Raw genomic sequence first — 14,966 nt, 5'->3', positions numbered from 1 at the left:
GGTGTCCGAGCCTCGCCATCGTCGCCGTGGTCGCGGGGTGCGAGGAGGCTGACGCCGTCCGTCCGCGCTGGGCGGGCTGCCGGCGCAGGCGTCGGTACGCGGTCGGGGCCGGCTGATTTCTAGACTGGAGGCATGCCCGAAGGAGATGCCGTCTACCGCACGGCCGCGCGCCTGCGCGGGGCGCTGGACGGGCAGGTGCTGACCCGGTCGGAGTTCCGGGTGCCGCGGCACGCCACCGCCGATCTCACCGGCCGCTCGGTGCTGGAGACGATCTCCCGTGGCAAGCATCTGCTGACCCGCGTCGAGGGCGGCCTGACCGTGCACACGCATCTGCGCATGGACGGAAGCTGGCAGGTGACGGCCCCCGGGCGACGTGTCGTGGGGGGCGATCAGGTGCGGCTCATCCTGGCCAACGCCCGGTGCCAGGCCGTGGGCGTACGACTGGGGATGGTGGACCTGCTGAGGACGGCCGACGAGGGCCGGGTCATCGGCCATCTCGGGCCGGACCTGCTGGGGCTCGACTGGGACCCGGTCGAAGCCGTGCGGCGGCTGCGCCGGGATCCGGACACGACGATCGGGGAGGCGCTGCTCGACCAGCGCAACCTGGCCGGTATCGGCACCATCTACCGCGCTGAGACGCTGTTCCTACGCGGGATCTGGCCGTGGCGGAGGGTCGGGGACATCGAGGATCTGGACGGGGTGGTCACACTCGCCCAGCGGTTGCTGGACGCCAACAAGCACCATGCGGGCACGGTCACCACGGGCGACCGCCGTCCGGCGAACCAGACCTGGGTCTACGGCAGGGCGGGCAGGCCCTGTCGCCGATGCGGCACCCGCATCAGCCGCGGGGAGATGGGAGCACACGCACAGGAGCGGCTGGTCCTGTGGTGCGGCGGCTGCCAGCCTCGCTAGGCAGCCACCATGTCCTTGACTTCGGGGAACACAGTGTCGGAAATGGCTCCGGGCACCGACTCGGCAAGGGGAAGACGCTCGTGCTCCGGCGCGTCGGCCAGCACCGGGGCAGCTTGGAGCTCTGCCAGTGCGAACTGGTCGGACACCTCACGCAACACCTGCGACAGCGGCACTCCCAGTGCGCCACAGATCGATGCGAGCAGCTCGGAAGACGCTTCCTTCTGGCCGCGTTCGACTTCGGACAGGTAGCCAAGCGAGACACGCGCCAGCGTGGACACCTCGCGAAGTGTACGTCCCTGCCGCACCCGCAGCCGTCTCAGCACATCGCCGAGCAGCTGACGCAGCAGAATCATCTGTCGCTCCCTCCCCGGCGTGGATGTCTTCACCACGCCCCGCGCGATCGGATCGTGCCGCCCATTGTTCTTCTTCGCTTCGTACATGCTCCTCGCCGTCATCATCGGACGTCTCCGCCCCTGGCCCGTCGCACGTGGCTCATCGCGTGACTCATCAGGCCCGCCTGCCGGGCGCTTGCTGCTTGCAGTTGGCTCACGGACCTCACTCACACATCCACCGTACCCGTATCCACCGACACCGCGTCAGACCGTGCTTCGCATGTTCGCTCGGGACGTAACACGGTAATCATCCGGAATGTTCCCCTTCGTTAGCCTTCACCACACTTGCTAGGAGATCAATCGCCTGGTCCATCGTCTCTATCCTGATACGTTCGCGAGACCCCTTCAGGCTCAGCTGTCGCTGATGTATCTCACGATGCGGACCGCTCACCGCGACGTACACCGTCCCGACCGGCCGGCCGTCCTGTGGCTCCGGCCCCGCGACCCCCGTCACGGCGAGGCCGTACGTCGCCTCGCACAGCCGCGCGACACCGGCCGCCATGGCCGCGGCCACCTCGGGGTGCACCGCCCCCTCCCGCAGGAGCAGGTCCTCGGGCACGCCCAGCAGGGCCTGCTTCAGATCGGTGGCATAGGAGATGACCCCGCCCCGGAACGCCTTGGACGCCCCCGAGACCGTGGTGATCGTGGCACCGATGAGCCCGCCGGTCAGCGACTCCGCCACGGCCAGCGTGGACCGCTGCCGCACCAGCGCCGTCAGAACCTCAGCGACCTGAGTCATGCTCACTCCCCGCGGGCCCGCCTGGCCACCTTGCGCAGTTTGAACGCGCGTACGACATAGTCGCCCCCCGTCACCACGGTCACGATCACGGCCGCGCCCATCGTCACCCAGCGCAGCGGATCGGGCACGCCCGGCAGGATGTAGAGCACGATCGCGGCGATCTGCAGGACCGTCTTGACCTTGCCGCCGTAGCTGGCCGGGATGACCGCGCGCCGGATGAGCACCAGCCTGAGCAGCGTGATGCCGATCTCACGGCCGAGGATCACGATGGTGACCCACCACGGCAGCTCGTCCAGCACCGACAGGCACACCAGCGCCGCGCCCGTGAGCGCCTTGTCGGCGATCGGGTCGGCGATCTTGCCGAAGTCGGTGATGAGGCCGTAGCGCCGGGCCAGCTCACCGTCGAGGTGGTCGGTGAACGACGCCACCGCGAACACCGCCAGCGCGGCCAGCCGCCATCCTGTGCCCGGCACGAGGAGACAGAAGACGAAAAAGGGGACGAGCGCCAACCTGAGGACCGTGAGGACGTTGGCGATGTTCCACGGGCTCACCACGCGGCGCTCGTCCCTGGTCATGGACCGGCCTTGATTCGTGCGATCAGGTCAACCCCCTCGGCGTCGACCACGACCGCCCGCACGATCTGGCCCCGGACCAGCCCGATGCCCTGCACCGTGACGGATCCGTCGACCTCCGGTCCCTGGTGGGCGGCCCGGCCTTCGTAGCCGCCGTCGCCGAGGTCGTCGTCGATGAGCACGTCGACCTCGGTGCCGATCCGCTCCTCCGCGCGCTGCGCGGTGAGCTCCTCGGCGAGCTCGGTGAGCACGCGCACGCGCTCGTCGACGATCTCCTGGTCGAGCTTGCCGTCGAAGCCGGCCGCCTCGGTGCCGTCCTCGTCGGAGTAGCCGAACACACCGATCACGTCCAGCCTGGCGCGCTCCAGGAACGCGACCAGCTCGCCGAACTCCTCCTCGGTCTCGCCGGGGAAGCCCACGATGAAGTTGGAGCGCACGCCCGCCTCAGGGGCGCGCTCGCGGACCGTGTCCAGCAGGGACAGGAAGCGCTCGGGGTCGCCGAAGCGCCGCATCCGGCGCAGCACGGTGCCGCTGGCGTGCTGGAAGGACAGGTCGAAGTAGGGGGCGATGCCCTCGGTGGAGCTCAGCACGTCGATGAGGCCGGGCCGCAGCTCGGCGGGCTGAAGGTAGCTGGCCCGCACCCGGTCGATGCCCTCGACGGCCACCAGCCTCGGCAGGAGCTTCTCCAGGGCCCTCAGATCGCCCAGGTCCTTGCCGTAGGAGGTGGAGTTCTCGCTGACCAGGACGAGCTCTCGGACGCCGCGGTGGGCCAGCCAGTCGGCCTCGGCCACCAGGTCGTCGGGGTCTCGGGAGACGTAGGCCCCACGGAAGGCCGGGATGGCGCAGAAGGTGCAGCGCCGGTCGCAGCCGGAGGCCAGCTTGAGTGAGGCCACCGGGCTCTCGTCGAGCCGCTTGCGCAGCACGCGAGGGCCGCTGGCGGGGGCGACCCCGTCGGGGAGGTCCCCGTGGCCGGGGATGTGGGACCTGGGCGCGGCGGCGCGCTCCACAGGCGAGATGGGCAGCAGGGTGCGGCGATCACGCGGGGTGTGCGGCTTGAGCGAGCGGCCGGCGACGACGTCGTCGAGCCGGCCGCCGATGTCGGCGTAGTCGTCGAAGGAGATGACCGCACTGGCCTCTGGCAGCGCGTCGGCGAGCTCGTTGCCGTAGCGCTCGGCCATGCAACCCGCGGCGACCACTTTGGCCCCGGAGTCGGCGGCGGCCAGCAGCGTGTCGATGGAATCCTTCTTCGCCGAGTCGATGAAGCCACACGTGTTGACGACGACGACGTCTGGGTCGTCGTCGCCCAGCTGCCAACCGGCAGCCTCAAGTCGCGCGGCCAGCTCCTCGGAGTCGACCTCGTTGCGCGCGCAGCCCAGGGTGATCAGCGATGCGGTTCGGCGGGATGACATGGTGAACACTACGGTATCGGGAGTTGGCCACCACCCGATGCACGGGCTACCTGGCTCGTGGTTTGGCGGGGCCGAACGAGCGCTTCACCATCTCCCCGCTGCGGCCCGCCGGACCCAGATTCTTGCCGTTGACCTGCAGCGACACCGCGCCCCCATCGGATATGACGAGATTCATCCGTGATGCCGTGCGCCAGGTCGAAGACCGCCCCGCCTGCAGCGTGCCGGCGAACATCTTCTTGCCCTTGGCGTCGAGGACGTTCAGGTAGGAGGCGCGCTTGGCCTTGACCTTGACCACGACCAGGTCCTCCTTGGCGATGGCCTTGGGCCGTGAGCGGCGCGGCTCCTCGGTGAACGGCGAGTTGGGCGGCACGCTGGGCGCCGCCGTGCCGTGCCCGCCGGCGGTGCGCACCTGGTCGGACTCGCCGCCCATGACCCGCACCACACCGAACACCACGACCACGGCCACCGCCACGCCCAGCGCCATCGTCCAGCTCGGGCCACGCCGCTCGCCGAGGCTGGCCGTACGGTCGGCCTGGAACACCGCGGCGGCGCGGACCGGCGCCGGAGCGCCGCCGTGCTGCTGGTCGTAGAGATGGACCACTTCGTCCGGATCGAGCCCTACCGCCTTGGCCAGCGCTCTGACGTGCCCCCTGATGTAGAAATCGCCCTCGAACTTCGAGAGGTCGTCACGCTCGATCGCGAGGATGATCGCCTCCCGGATGCGCGTGTTCGCGCTGAGCTGCTCGACCGTCAGCCCCGCCGACTGCCTGGCGGCCGCCAGCATTGCCCCTGTGCTCTGCTCCTGCACAGCAAACGCCTCCCCCACCACGACGTAGCGTAGTGGCTTACATTCAACCAGTTACCTTCGGGGAAGTCGGCATTGGGGTCATTCGCCACGCAGGTCGGCCAGCAAACCTGGTAGATCATCCGGCTTCACCAGCACCTCGCGCGCCTTCGAACCCTCGCTGGGACCGACCACGTTGCGGCTTTCGAGCAGGTCCATCAGCCGCCCCGCCTTGGCGAAGCCGACGCGCAGCTTGCGCTGCAGCATCGAGGTGGAGCCGAACTGGGTGCTCACGATCAGCTCCGCCGCCTGGATCACCAGGTCGAGGTCGTCGCCGATGTCCTCGTCGATCTCCCGCTTGACCGGCGCGGCGGCCACGTCGTCGCGGTATTCGGCCTGCATCTGCGTCTTGCAGTGCGCGACGATCTCGGCGGTCTCCTTCTCCGAGACGAACGCGTTCTGGATGCGGATCGGCTTGCTGGCCCCCATCGGCAGGAACAGCGCGTCACCCTGGCCGACCAGCTTGTCGGCGCCCGGCTGGTCGAGGATGACCCGCGAGTCGGTGAGCGAGGAGACCGCGAACGCCAGCCGGGACGGCACGTTGGCCTTGATCAGGCCGGTGACCACGTCCACGGAGGGCCGCTGGGTGGCGATGACGAGGTGGATGCCGGCGGCGCGGGCGAGCTGGGTGATGCGGACGATGGAGTCCTCGACGTCGCGCGGGGCGACCATCATGAGGTCGGCCAGCTCGTCGACGATCACCAGAAGGTAGGGGTAGGGCTGGTAGACGCGCTCGCTGCCGGGCGGCGGCACCAGCTTGCCCGCCTTGACGGCCGCGTTGAACTCGTCGACGTGCCTGAACCCGCTGGCGGCCAGGTCGTCGTAGCGCCGGTCCATCTCCCCCACCACCCATTCGAGGGCCTCGGCGGCCTTCTTCGGGTTGGTGATGATGGGGGTGATCAGGTGGGGGATGCCCTCGTAGACCGACAGCTCGACGCGCTTGGGGTCGACCAGGACCATGCGCACCTCGTCGGGCGTGGCGCGCATGAGGATCGAGGTGATGAGCCCGTTGACGCAGACGGACTTGCCCGCGCCGGTGGCTCCCGCGATCAGCAGGTGGGGCATCTTGGCGAGGTTGGCGACGATGGTGCGGCCCTCGACGTCCTTGCCCAGTCCGACGATCATCGGGTGGTGGTCGGCCTGCGCCACCTGGGCGCGCAGCACGTCGCCGAGCGACACCAGATCCTTGTCCGCGTTCGGGATCTCCACCCCGATCGCCGACTTACCGGGAATCGGAGACAAAATCCGTACATCTGCGGATTTGACGGCGTAGGCGATGTTCTTGGTGAGAGCGGTGACCTTCTCCACCTTCACCGCCGGGCCCAGCTCGATCTCGTAGCGCGTCACCGTCGGCCCCCGGGTGAAGCCGATCACCTGGGCGTCGATGGTGAACTGCTCCAGCACGCTGGTCAGCGCGTTGACCACGGTCGTGTTGGCCTTGGTCTGCGGCTTCGGCAGACTGCCCGGCTTGAGGAACTGCAGGTCCGGCAGCAGGTACGGGCCCGTCTGCGGAGAGAGCACCAGCTGCTCGACCTTGCGGGGCGCGGGCGTGGGGTGCGGCGGGTCCTTCTTGACCGGAGCCGCGGGCTCCTCGTCCGTCAGCCCCGGCACGATCTCCGGCGAGTGGCCCTCCCGCTTGCCGTTCTTGGGGTCATCCTCGGCCAGCACCGGGGTGTCGTACGGCTTGACCAGCTCGCCCGGCTCCGGTGTGGGCTTCTTGGGCCTGGGGCGCTTCCTGGGCTGCTGGGGGGCCGCGTCGGGGGAGTGCCGCTCGAACAGCATGTGCCGCAGCTCGCTCAGCCGCTCGGGGATGCGGTGCACGGGCGTGGCGGTGATCACCAGCACGCCGAACCCCGACAGGATCAGCAGCAGCGGGATCGTGATCCACGACGGCAGGATGCTCATCGGCGGCGCCGACACGATGAACCCGACGAGCCCGCCCGCCTGCGACACCCGCTCCATCGTGTTGCCGGCGTCGCCGGCCGGATAGGGGGTGCCGTTGGCGACGTGGATGACGCCGAGGACGCCGATGAGCAGCGCGCTCCACCCGATCCCCATCCGGCCGGTGTCGGCGTTCTGGTCGGGGTGGCGCAGGTAGCGCCAGGCCAGCAGGCCGAACAGCAGCGGCAGCGCCCAGGCCAGCGAGCCGAACACGGCGTGCACGACGGTGTTGACGGCGGCGGAGACCCCGCTCCCGGTGTCGCGCCAGGTCATCGCGGCCAGCACGATCGCGCCGGCGAGCACGGCCAGGCCCACTCCGTCGCGCCGGTGCGCCGGGTCTAGCTCGCGGGCGTTGGCGCCGAGGGCCCGCGCGGCGCCGCCGATGCCGTTGGCGAGCAGCATCCACAGCCCGACGATCAGCTTGCCGACCATGGTGAAGACCCAGCTGATCGGGTCCTGGTGGGTCATCGACGGCTTGCGTGCCGACGAGGCGCCCTTCGCCCTGGGCCGCCCCGCCGACGTGGCTCCCCGCTTGGCGGGGGTCGAGCGGGACGAGGGCGACCGCTTCGCCGGCCCCTTCGATGCGCTTTTCGGCGTACGGGTGGCCATGATGCCAAAGGTACGTCGGAGACCCCGGGGAAAGCACAGGGGCGCGCCGGGCATTCGTCGAAGAGCGGCCTTCTTCGCAACCGCAGGTATGAGAGGCTCTCGGTCTGCCACTCTGAGAGTGACCGAACTGCCACATCGAGTGATGTTCTAGGACGCACAGTGGATACGACCCGGGAGTCGAGCACCGCTTTCGACGGCACTCCCCATGCCCCAGCGGCAGCGCGCCGATTCGTCCGCCAGGTGCTCGGTGAGTGGCGCCTGAGCCACCTGGCCGAGGACGCCGTGCTGCTGACCAGCGAGCTCGTCACCAACGCGGTCGTGCACGCGGGCACCGACATCGAGCTGACCTGCCGCCTGGACGCGGACGCCACCCCGCCCAAACTCGAGATCGAGGTCGACGACCACCACCCGGAGCGGCAGGTGCTCGGCGCCGAGCCGCCGCCCGCCGAGCCCCTGCCCACCTCCGGGCGCGGGCTGGCGCTGGCCGGCATGCTGGCCGACGCCTGGGGTGTCACCTACACCAGGACCGCCAAGCGCGTCTGGGTGCGGATGGAGTTCGCCGACGTGCCGGAGTCGTCGCCCGCGTGCCTGCCCGCGCCCCGCCGGCCCATCGACCGGCTGCATGTCGCGGTGGTGGTCGCCGACGCCGAGCGGCGCGTCGTCTCGTGGAACTCCGACGCCGAGTCGCTGCTCGGCTGGACGGCGGAGCAGGTCGCCGGCAGTCCGCTGGAGGAGCTGGTCGTCTGGCGCGGGCACGGGCCGTACGCGCTGTCGCTGGCCGAGACGCTCGCCCTGGGACGCTGGCGCGGCGAGGCCCGGATGCGCCACCGGGACGGCCGGTCGATCCCCGTCTACGTCTCCCACCTGCGCACCGAAGGGCCGGCCGAGAACCGGCGGTCGATCTGGATGGTGGCCGACAGCGAGCACGGCTTCGTCCTCGCCTCGCCGCCCGCGCCGCTCAGGCGGGAGGCGGGCAGGCGGATCAAGGACCTGCTCGACCAGGACAGGCCGCTGACCGAGCTCCTCGACACCATCGCCCGGATCGTCCAGCTGTCCAGCGGCGCCGACGCCGCCTACGTGCTGCTGCGGGCCGACGGCTGCGACCGGTTCGGCGTGGCGGCGGGCGCGGGCGCCACGGCCGGGCTGGTGGGCGTGCTGACCCCGGGCGGGTTGGACCTCAAGTGCGAGACCCCGGCGCTGATCGACGACCTGCTCGCCGTGGACGTCGAGCTGGCCCAGCGGCTGGAGGCCAGGTCGCTGGCGTCCGCGCCGCTCATGGTGGCGGGCGAGGTCGTGGGCCACCTCGCGGTGACCGCCGCCCGGCCCGGCCGGTTCGAGCGGGACCTCACGGTCAGCCTGCTGCACATCGCCGAACAGGTGGCGGCCACCGTGCAGCGCGAGCGGCTGGCCGAGCAGGAGCGCGCGCATCGGGGCAGGCTCTCCTTCCTCGCCGAGGCGGGCGAACTGCTCGCGGGCGTGCACGACGAGGAGTTGCTCGCCGCCCTGGCCGCGCAGCTCGTGGTGCCGAAGATCGCCACCTGGGCCGCCGTCTACCTGACCGACCTGACGGGCATGACCAGGCTCGCCCACGTGTGGCACAGCGAGGAACGGCACAACGCCGAGTTGCGCAAGTCGCTGCCCGCCATCCCGCGCTCGCCGCTGAGCGAGGTGACCTGGCCGGTCGGCGAGGAGACGGTCCTGTCGTTCCCGCTGCGGACGCAGGGCAGGTCCCACGGCGCGCTGGTGATCGGGCGCGGCGAGCCCACGCTCCCCCTGGAGCTGGCGGACCTGCTGGCCGACCTGTGCCGGCTGGTCGCGCTCAACGTGCACACCGCCATGCTCTACACCCGCCAGGCGACCACCTCGCGGGTGCTGCAGCGCAGCCTGCTGCCGATGCGGGTGGCGCCGATGCCGGGCCTGGAGTCCGCGGTCATCTACCGGCCCGCCGAGGAGGGCGCGGACGTCGGCGGCGACTTCTACGACCTGTTCACGGTGGCCGACCACTGGTGCTTCGCACTGGGCGACGTGTGCGGCAGCGGCCCGGAGGCGGCCGCGGTCACCGGGCTGGCCAGGCACGCCGTCCGGCTGCTCGCCAAGGAGAACTACACCGTGGCCGACATCCTGGACCGGCTCAACCAGCGGCTGCTGGAGGAGGGCGACGAGGGACGCTTCCTCAGCCTGCTCTGCGGCGAGCTGACCCCGCTGCCGCAGGGCGGCGCGCTGTGCACGATCGCCTCCGCCGGCCACGTGCCGCCGCTGCTGCTGCGCGCGGGCGGCAAGGTGGAGGTGATGGCGACGCCTCAGCTGCTGCTGGGCGTCGAGGCGGACGCCCGCTTCTTCGTCGAGACGTTCGAGCTGGCGCCCGAGGAGGTGCTGCTCTGCGTCACCGACGGCGTCACCGAGCGCCGCGACGGCAAACGGTTTCTCGATGACGACGACGGCCTGGCGCACCTGCTGTCCGGCTGTGAGGGACTGAGCGCCGACGCCGTCGCCGAGAGGGTACGGCGGGCGGTCGACTCCTTCGCCGCCCAGCCGTGCACGGACGACGTGGCGCTGCTGGTGCTCAGGGCCATGCCGGCCCGGCTGATCAGCCCGTGAAGGAGTAGGTGGTGGTGGAGGTGTAGCGCTCCCCCGGCCTGAGCACGGTGGAGGGGAAGCCCGGCTGGTTGGGCGAGTCGGGGAAGTGCTGGGTCTCCAGGCAGAGCGCGGCGTGCGGACCGAACGGGGTGGCGTCGCCGTCGAGCATGCCGCCGGCGTAGAACTGCACGCCCGGCTCGGTGGTGGTCACCTCCATGGTGCGGCCGCTGACCGGCTCCACCACGGTGATGTCGCCGTCCAGCACGAAGCAGTGGTCGTAGGCGCCGTCGAACCTGGCCCCCACGGCGTGCGGGACGGTGAAGTCGAACGGGGTGCCCTTGACCGGGGCGAGCTCGCCGGTGGGGATCTTGTCGTCGTCGACCGGCAGATAGTGCTCGGCGCCGATCCGCACCAGGTGGCCGAGGACGTCGCCGCTGCCCGCCAGGTTGAAGTAGGAGTGGTTGGTGAGGTTGAGCACGGTCGGCGCGTCGGTCTCGGCGGTGTAGTCCAGCCGGATGGCGTCGCCGGTCAGCGTGTAGGTGACCGAGGCGGTCAGCGTGCCGGGGTAGCCCTGGTCGCCGTCGGGGCTGGTCAGCGTGAGCGTCACCGAGGAGTCGGTCAGGCCGGAGACCGCCCAGACCCGGCGGTCGAAGCCGTCGACGCCGCCGTGGAGGCTGTTCGGGCCGTTGTTGACGGGCAGCCGGTGCTCGACGCCGTCGAGGGTGAAGCGGCCGCCCGCGATGCGGTTGCCGTAGCGGCCGACCACCGCGCCGAAGTAGCGGCTGCGGGTGAGGTAGTCCTCCAGCGTCGGCAGGCCGAGCACCACGTTGACGCCTGACACCTCGAGCGTCTGCAGGATGGCGCCGTAGTTGAGGACCGAGGCGCGCAGCCGGCCGGACGACAGGACATGACGCTCGACGGTCTCCCCCGACGGCAGCGTTCCGAAGATCATTTGCGGTTTTCCCCCGTTGAATCGCGGACGATCAAACTCGTCTCCAGCACCGTGACGCCGCCGGCCGACTCGGAGTCGACCGACTGGAGCAGCAGGTCCACGGCGATGCGGCCGGCCGCCGCCGTGGGCATGGCGATGGTGGTCAGTTTGGGACGGCTCAGCCGGCCGGGGACGATGTCGTCGACGCCGATCACGCTGATCTCGCCGGGCACGTCCACGCCGCGGGCGGCCAGGCCTTCGATGAGCCCGATGGCGACCAGGTCGTTGTAGGCAAGCACCGCGGTCGCGCCGGAGGCGATCACGTCGGTGACGGCGGCCAGGCCGCCGAGCTCGGTCGGCGGATTGGGGCCGAGGAAGGTGACGTCGGCCTCGCTCATCGCGGCGGCGGCGGCCTGCATCTCCTTGCTGGTCCACGACCCGCTGGGGCCGGTGACGAGCGCGAGCCTGCGGTGGCCGAGGCGGCTGAGGTGCTCGACGGCGAGCCTGACCCCGCGCCCCACGTCCATCAGGACCGTGGGCATGCCCTTGACCCTGCGGTTGACCACGACGAACGGGATCTCCTCGCGCAGGCGCTCGATGGTCCTGTTGGTCAGCCGGGGACTGCACAGGAGCACGCCGTCGACCTGCTTGGTGAGGGTCTGGATCAGCTCCTCCTCGACCTGCGGGTCCTCGTCGGTGTCGGCCACGAACACGTGGTAGTCGCGCATCCTGGCCTGCGCCTGGGCGGCCTTGATGAGGGGCGGGAAGAAGGGGTTGGCGATGTCGGCCACGATGAGGCCGATATTGTGGGTGCGCCCGGTCGTCAGCGCCCGCGCGGCCCGGTTGGGCCTGTAGCCCAGGTCCTCGGCGATGGCGAGCACCCTGGTGCGCGTGACCGGGTTGACCAGGTGGGGCGCGGAGAAAGCGCGTGACACCGTGGAGACATGCACTCCTGACGCCTCCGCCACGTCACGAATCGTCACCGCCACGCTTGGCCTCCGACCATGCCCTGTACATTAATGCAAGCGCTTGTATCACTGTCAATGGACCGTGATAACGCCTTGCCTGCCGCCTAAGCCCACCTTATCGATTCGCACCTGCCTGGGTCACCCCGCAGGCGAGAGCAGCGCGGCTTGACGTTCTCCCAACACCGCCTCGATACTTTTGCAACCGGTTGCGGTAACACGAACCCTTACAGGAGGGTGAGCCAAGGATGACACGAACACTGGTGACGGGCAGCGCCGGAAGGCTCGGGCGCAGCCTGGTCACCACGCTGGCGCAAGCGGGTCACGAGGTGATCGGCGTCGACGTCTCCGCCGGCACCCCGGACGAGGCCGCGGCCACGCTGCCTGCCGACCTGACGGATCTGGGCGAGGCCTACGACGTGATGGCGCGCTTCCGGCCCGACGTCGTCGTGCACCTGGCCGCGATCGCGACGCCGTTCAGCCGGACCGACGGGCTGACCTTCCGCACCAACACCCAGCTGGCCTTCAACGTGTGCCAGGCGGCGAGCAGCCTCGGCGTCGGCCGCGTCGTCGTGGCCAGCAGCCCCACCGTCATCGGCTACGGCGCGCCCTCCGGCTGGACGCCGAGCTACCTGCCGATCGACGAGGAGCACCCCACCAAGCCGTGGAACTCCTACAGCCTGTCCAAGCTCGTGGCGGAGCAGACCATGGTGTCCTTCGCGCGCACCTCGGAGACGAAGTTCGCGGCCGTGCGCCCGTGTTTCGTGGTGGCGCCCGAGGAGTGGGCGGGTGCGCCCACGCAGTCGGGCCACACGATCGCCGACCGCCTGGACCGGCCGGAGCTGGCCGGCGTCTCGCTGTTCAACTACATCGACGCCAGGGACGCCTCGGACATGATCTCGGTGCTCATCGAGCGGCTCCCCGGCCTGCCCAACGGCGAGGTCTTCTTCGCGGGCGCCGCCGACGCGCTGGCCAGGCGGCCTCTCGCCGAGCTCCTGCCCGAGGTCATGCCCACCACCGAGACCGCCCGGACAACCGAGTCCATCGCCTCCCCCCTGACCGGCACCGCCCCCGCCTTCACCTCGGCCAAGGCCGAGCGCATGCTCGGCTGGATCGCCAAGCGCAGCTGGCGTACCGAACTGGAGATCGGATGAACCTCAGCGGAGTCCTCTTCTTCCCCGTCACCCCGTTCGCGCCGTCCGGGGAACCGGCCGTGGACGCGCTGGCCGAGCACATCGGCCGGGGCCTGGAGCACGGCCCCGGCGCGGTGTTCGCGGCGTGCGGCACGGGTGAGTTCGCCGCCCTGTCGGAGGCCGAGCACGCGACCGTCGTCCGGGTCGCCACCGAGACCACGCGTGGCAGGGCGCCCGTCTTCGCGGGGGCCGGCGGACCGCTCGGCGCCGCGCTCAACCAGGCGGCGGCGGCTCGTAACGCGGGCGCCGACGGCCTGCTGCTCATGCCTCCCTACCTGTCCATGGGCACCCACGAGGGCTTCGTGGCCTATGTGCGCGCGGTGGCCGCGATCCTGCCGGTCATCGTCTACCAGCGCGGCTCCGTGGTGCTCACCCCGGCCCAGGTGGTGGAGCTGGCCAGGGTGCCCGGCGTGGTCGGGCTGAAGGACGGCCTGGGCGACATCGATCTCATGCAGCGCATCGTGCTCGCGGTGCGCAGGGAGATCGGCGACGACTTCACCTTCTTCAACGGACTGCCGACGGCCGAGCTCACCATGGCCGCCTACCGCGGGCTCGGCGTCGAGCTCTACTCCTCCGCCGCCTTCGCCTTCGCGCCGGACATCGCCACCGCCTACCTGAACGGCGCCCATCAGCTGCTCACCGAGTTCTACGAGCCGCTCGTCCAGCTGCGCGCCAAGGTGCCCGGCTATGCCGTCGCCCTGGTCAAGGCGGGAGTACGGCTCGGCGGCGTGGCGGCAGGACCGGTGCGGGCTCCGCTGGTCGACGCCTCACCCGAGGACGTGGCCGAGCTGGAGGCGCTGATCAAGCACGGACGTTCGCTGGTCGGCAAGCCGTGATCCGCGACCTCAAGGTCACCCCCCACACGGCCCGGCTGAGCCGGCCGTGGGGGCCGGACGTGCCGGTCAACCACGTGCTGGTAGTGGAGATCACCCTGGACGACGGCCGTACCGGCACCGGGTTCTCCTGGACGCCGCAGATCGGCGCGCGGGCGGTGCGGGCGCTGCTGGAGCACGACATCCGCGACGCGCTGATCGGTCTGGACCCGCACCCGGAGGTGGTGTGGGACCGGCTCTGGCGGCACCTGCGCGAGGCGGGGCCCGGCGGGATCACCACGGTGGCGCTGGCCGGGGTGGATCTGGCGCTGTGGGACCTGCGCTGCGGCGAGCGCGGCCTGGTCGACGTGCTGGGCCGGCGCAGGGACGAAGTCCCGGTGTACGGCAGCGGCGTGAACCTGCACTACTCCCTGGACGAGCTCGTCGCCCAGGCCGGCCGGTGGAAGTCGGCGGGCTACCCGGGCGTGAAGATCAAGGTGGGCCGGCCGGATCTGCGCGAGGACGTCGAGCGGGTCGCCGCGGTCCGCGAGGTGATCGGCCCGGACACGCTGCTCATGATCGACGCGAACCAGCGGTGGGACCTGCACCGGGCCCGCCGCGCCGTGGCCGCGCTGGCCCCGTACGACCTGCACTGGCTGGAGGAGCCGCTGCCCGCCGACGACGTGCCGGCCCACGTGGAGCTGCGCCGGTCCGTGGACGTGCCGATCGCGGTCGGCGAGAACGTCTACACCGTCTACGGCTTCCGGGATCTGCTGGCGGCGGGCGCCTGCGACGTCGTGCAGCCCAACGTGGTCAGGGTGGGGGGCATCACCCCGTTCCTGCGCATCGTGGAGCTGGCCCGGACCTACGACCTGCCGGTCTACCCGCATCTGCTGCCCGACCTGTCGGGGCAGCTCGCGCTCACGCTGCCGCTGCCGTGCCTGGCCGAGGACGTGGAGGACGCCTCGTTCGCCGCGCTCGGGCTGCTCGCCGAGCCGTACCCTGTCGACGTGGACGGCGCGACGCTGCGCGTCGGCGAGCACCGGGGGCTCGGCCTCCGCTGGAGGTGA

General features: G+C 70.9%; 13 protein-coding genes. 5 read left to right on the top strand and 8 right to left on the bottom strand.

Going from position 1 to position 14,966, the window contains the following annotated elements:
- Window positions 1-132: 132 nt before the first annotated feature.
- A complete protein-coding gene (locus tag ACIBQX_RS27205; protein ID WP_397009229.1) occupies window positions 133-912 on the top strand; it encodes a DNA-formamidopyrimidine glycosylase family protein in 780 nt (259 codons plus the stop codon).
- On the opposite strand, the gene ACIBQX_RS27200 is transcribed toward ACIBQX_RS27205, so the two are convergent.
- The 6 genes from ACIBQX_RS27200 to ACIBQX_RS27175 all read right to left on the bottom strand — a co-directional run bounded on the left by ACIBQX_RS27200 (window position 909) and on the right by ACIBQX_RS27175 (window position 7,418).
- Window positions 909-1,265, bottom strand: coding sequence for a helix-turn-helix domain-containing protein (locus tag ACIBQX_RS27200; protein ID WP_189141740.1), 357 nt, complete (start codon window positions 1,263-1,265; stop codon window positions 909-911). The genes ACIBQX_RS27205 and ACIBQX_RS27200 overlap by 4 nt on opposite strands.
- A 286-nt stretch (window positions 1,266-1,551) precedes the next feature.
- Entirely contained in the window at window positions 1,552-2,043 is a 492-nt protein-coding gene (locus ACIBQX_RS27195; RefSeq protein ID WP_397009227.1) for a CinA family protein, read from the bottom strand.
- A 2-nt stretch (window positions 2,044-2,045) separates the two neighbouring features.
- Complete coding sequence (pgsA, locus tag ACIBQX_RS27190) at window positions 2,046-2,618, bottom strand: CDP-diacylglycerol--glycerol-3-phosphate 3-phosphatidyltransferase (RefSeq protein ID WP_397009225.1); 573 nt, start codon at window positions 2,616-2,618, stop codon at window positions 2,046-2,048.
- Window positions 2,615-4,024, bottom strand: a complete 1,410-nt coding sequence (gene rimO, locus ACIBQX_RS27185) for a 30S ribosomal protein S12 methylthiotransferase RimO (protein WP_397009223.1) — start codon at window positions 4,022-4,024, stop codon at window positions 2,615-2,617. Before rimO ends, pgsA begins: the two co-directional genes overlap by 4 nt.
- Before the next feature lie 46 nt (window positions 4,025-4,070).
- On the bottom strand, window positions 4,071-4,832 hold the full coding sequence (locus tag ACIBQX_RS27180; protein ID WP_397009221.1) for a helix-turn-helix domain-containing protein: 762 nt from the start codon (window positions 4,830-4,832) through the stop codon (window positions 4,071-4,073).
- Window positions 4,833-4,910: 78 nt separating this feature from the next.
- Window positions 4,911-7,418 carry a DNA translocase FtsK 4TM domain-containing protein gene (locus tag ACIBQX_RS27175; protein WP_397009219.1) on the bottom strand — a complete coding sequence of 836 codons (2,508 nt, stop codon included), beginning with the start codon at window positions 7,416-7,418 and terminating at the stop codon, window positions 4,911-4,913.
- A 159-nt stretch (window positions 7,419-7,577) separates the two neighbouring features.
- Here ACIBQX_RS27175 and ACIBQX_RS27170 point away from each other — a divergent pair, with 159 nt between their 5' ends.
- Complete coding sequence (locus tag ACIBQX_RS27170) at window positions 7,578-10,016, top strand: SpoIIE family protein phosphatase (RefSeq protein WP_397009217.1); 2,439 nt, start codon at window positions 7,578-7,580, stop codon at window positions 10,014-10,016.
- Here the strand turns inward: ACIBQX_RS27170 and ACIBQX_RS27165 are convergent.
- Together ACIBQX_RS27165 and ACIBQX_RS27160 are read right to left on the bottom strand one after the other, a co-directional pair.
- Complete coding sequence (locus ACIBQX_RS27165; protein WP_397009215.1) at window positions 10,006-10,947, bottom strand: aldose epimerase family protein; 942 nt, start codon at window positions 10,945-10,947, stop codon at window positions 10,006-10,008. The two genes, ACIBQX_RS27170 and ACIBQX_RS27165, sit on opposite strands and share 11 nt — an antisense overlap.
- Window positions 10,944-11,915, bottom strand: a complete 972-nt coding sequence (locus ACIBQX_RS27160; RefSeq protein WP_397009213.1) for a LacI family DNA-binding transcriptional regulator — start codon at window positions 11,913-11,915, stop codon at window positions 10,944-10,946. Before ACIBQX_RS27160 ends, ACIBQX_RS27165 begins: the two co-directional genes overlap by 4 nt.
- 224 nt (window positions 11,916-12,139) lie before the next feature.
- On the opposite strand from ACIBQX_RS27160, the gene ACIBQX_RS27155 reads away from it, so the two are divergent.
- The 3 genes from ACIBQX_RS27155 to ACIBQX_RS27145 are packed head-to-tail and all read left to right on the top strand — an operon-like array spanning window position 12,140 to window position 14,966.
- Window positions 12,140-13,045 (top strand): NAD-dependent epimerase/dehydratase family protein, encoded by a 906-nt coding sequence (locus tag ACIBQX_RS27155; protein WP_397009211.1) that lies wholly within the window; start codon window positions 12,140-12,142, stop codon window positions 13,043-13,045.
- Window positions 13,042-13,920: a 5-dehydro-4-deoxyglucarate dehydratase gene (locus ACIBQX_RS27150; protein WP_397009209.1), complete on the top strand. Its 879-nt coding sequence runs from the start codon at window positions 13,042-13,044 to the stop codon at window positions 13,918-13,920. Before ACIBQX_RS27155 ends, ACIBQX_RS27150 begins: the two co-directional genes overlap by 4 nt.
- Complete coding sequence (locus ACIBQX_RS27145; protein ID WP_397009800.1) at window positions 13,920-14,966, top strand: mandelate racemase/muconate lactonizing enzyme family protein; 1,047 nt, start codon at window positions 13,920-13,922, stop codon at window positions 14,964-14,966. The genes ACIBQX_RS27150 and ACIBQX_RS27145 overlap by 1 nt, the downstream gene beginning before the upstream one ends.

This window comes from Nonomuraea sp. NPDC049714 (assembly GCF_044465295.1).
Taxonomy (GTDB): Bacteria; Actinomycetota; Actinomycetes; order Streptosporangiales; family Streptosporangiaceae; genus Nonomuraea.
Note: the sequence above shows the minus strand (reverse complement) of the source record. Positions and strands in the feature narration are given on the sequence as shown.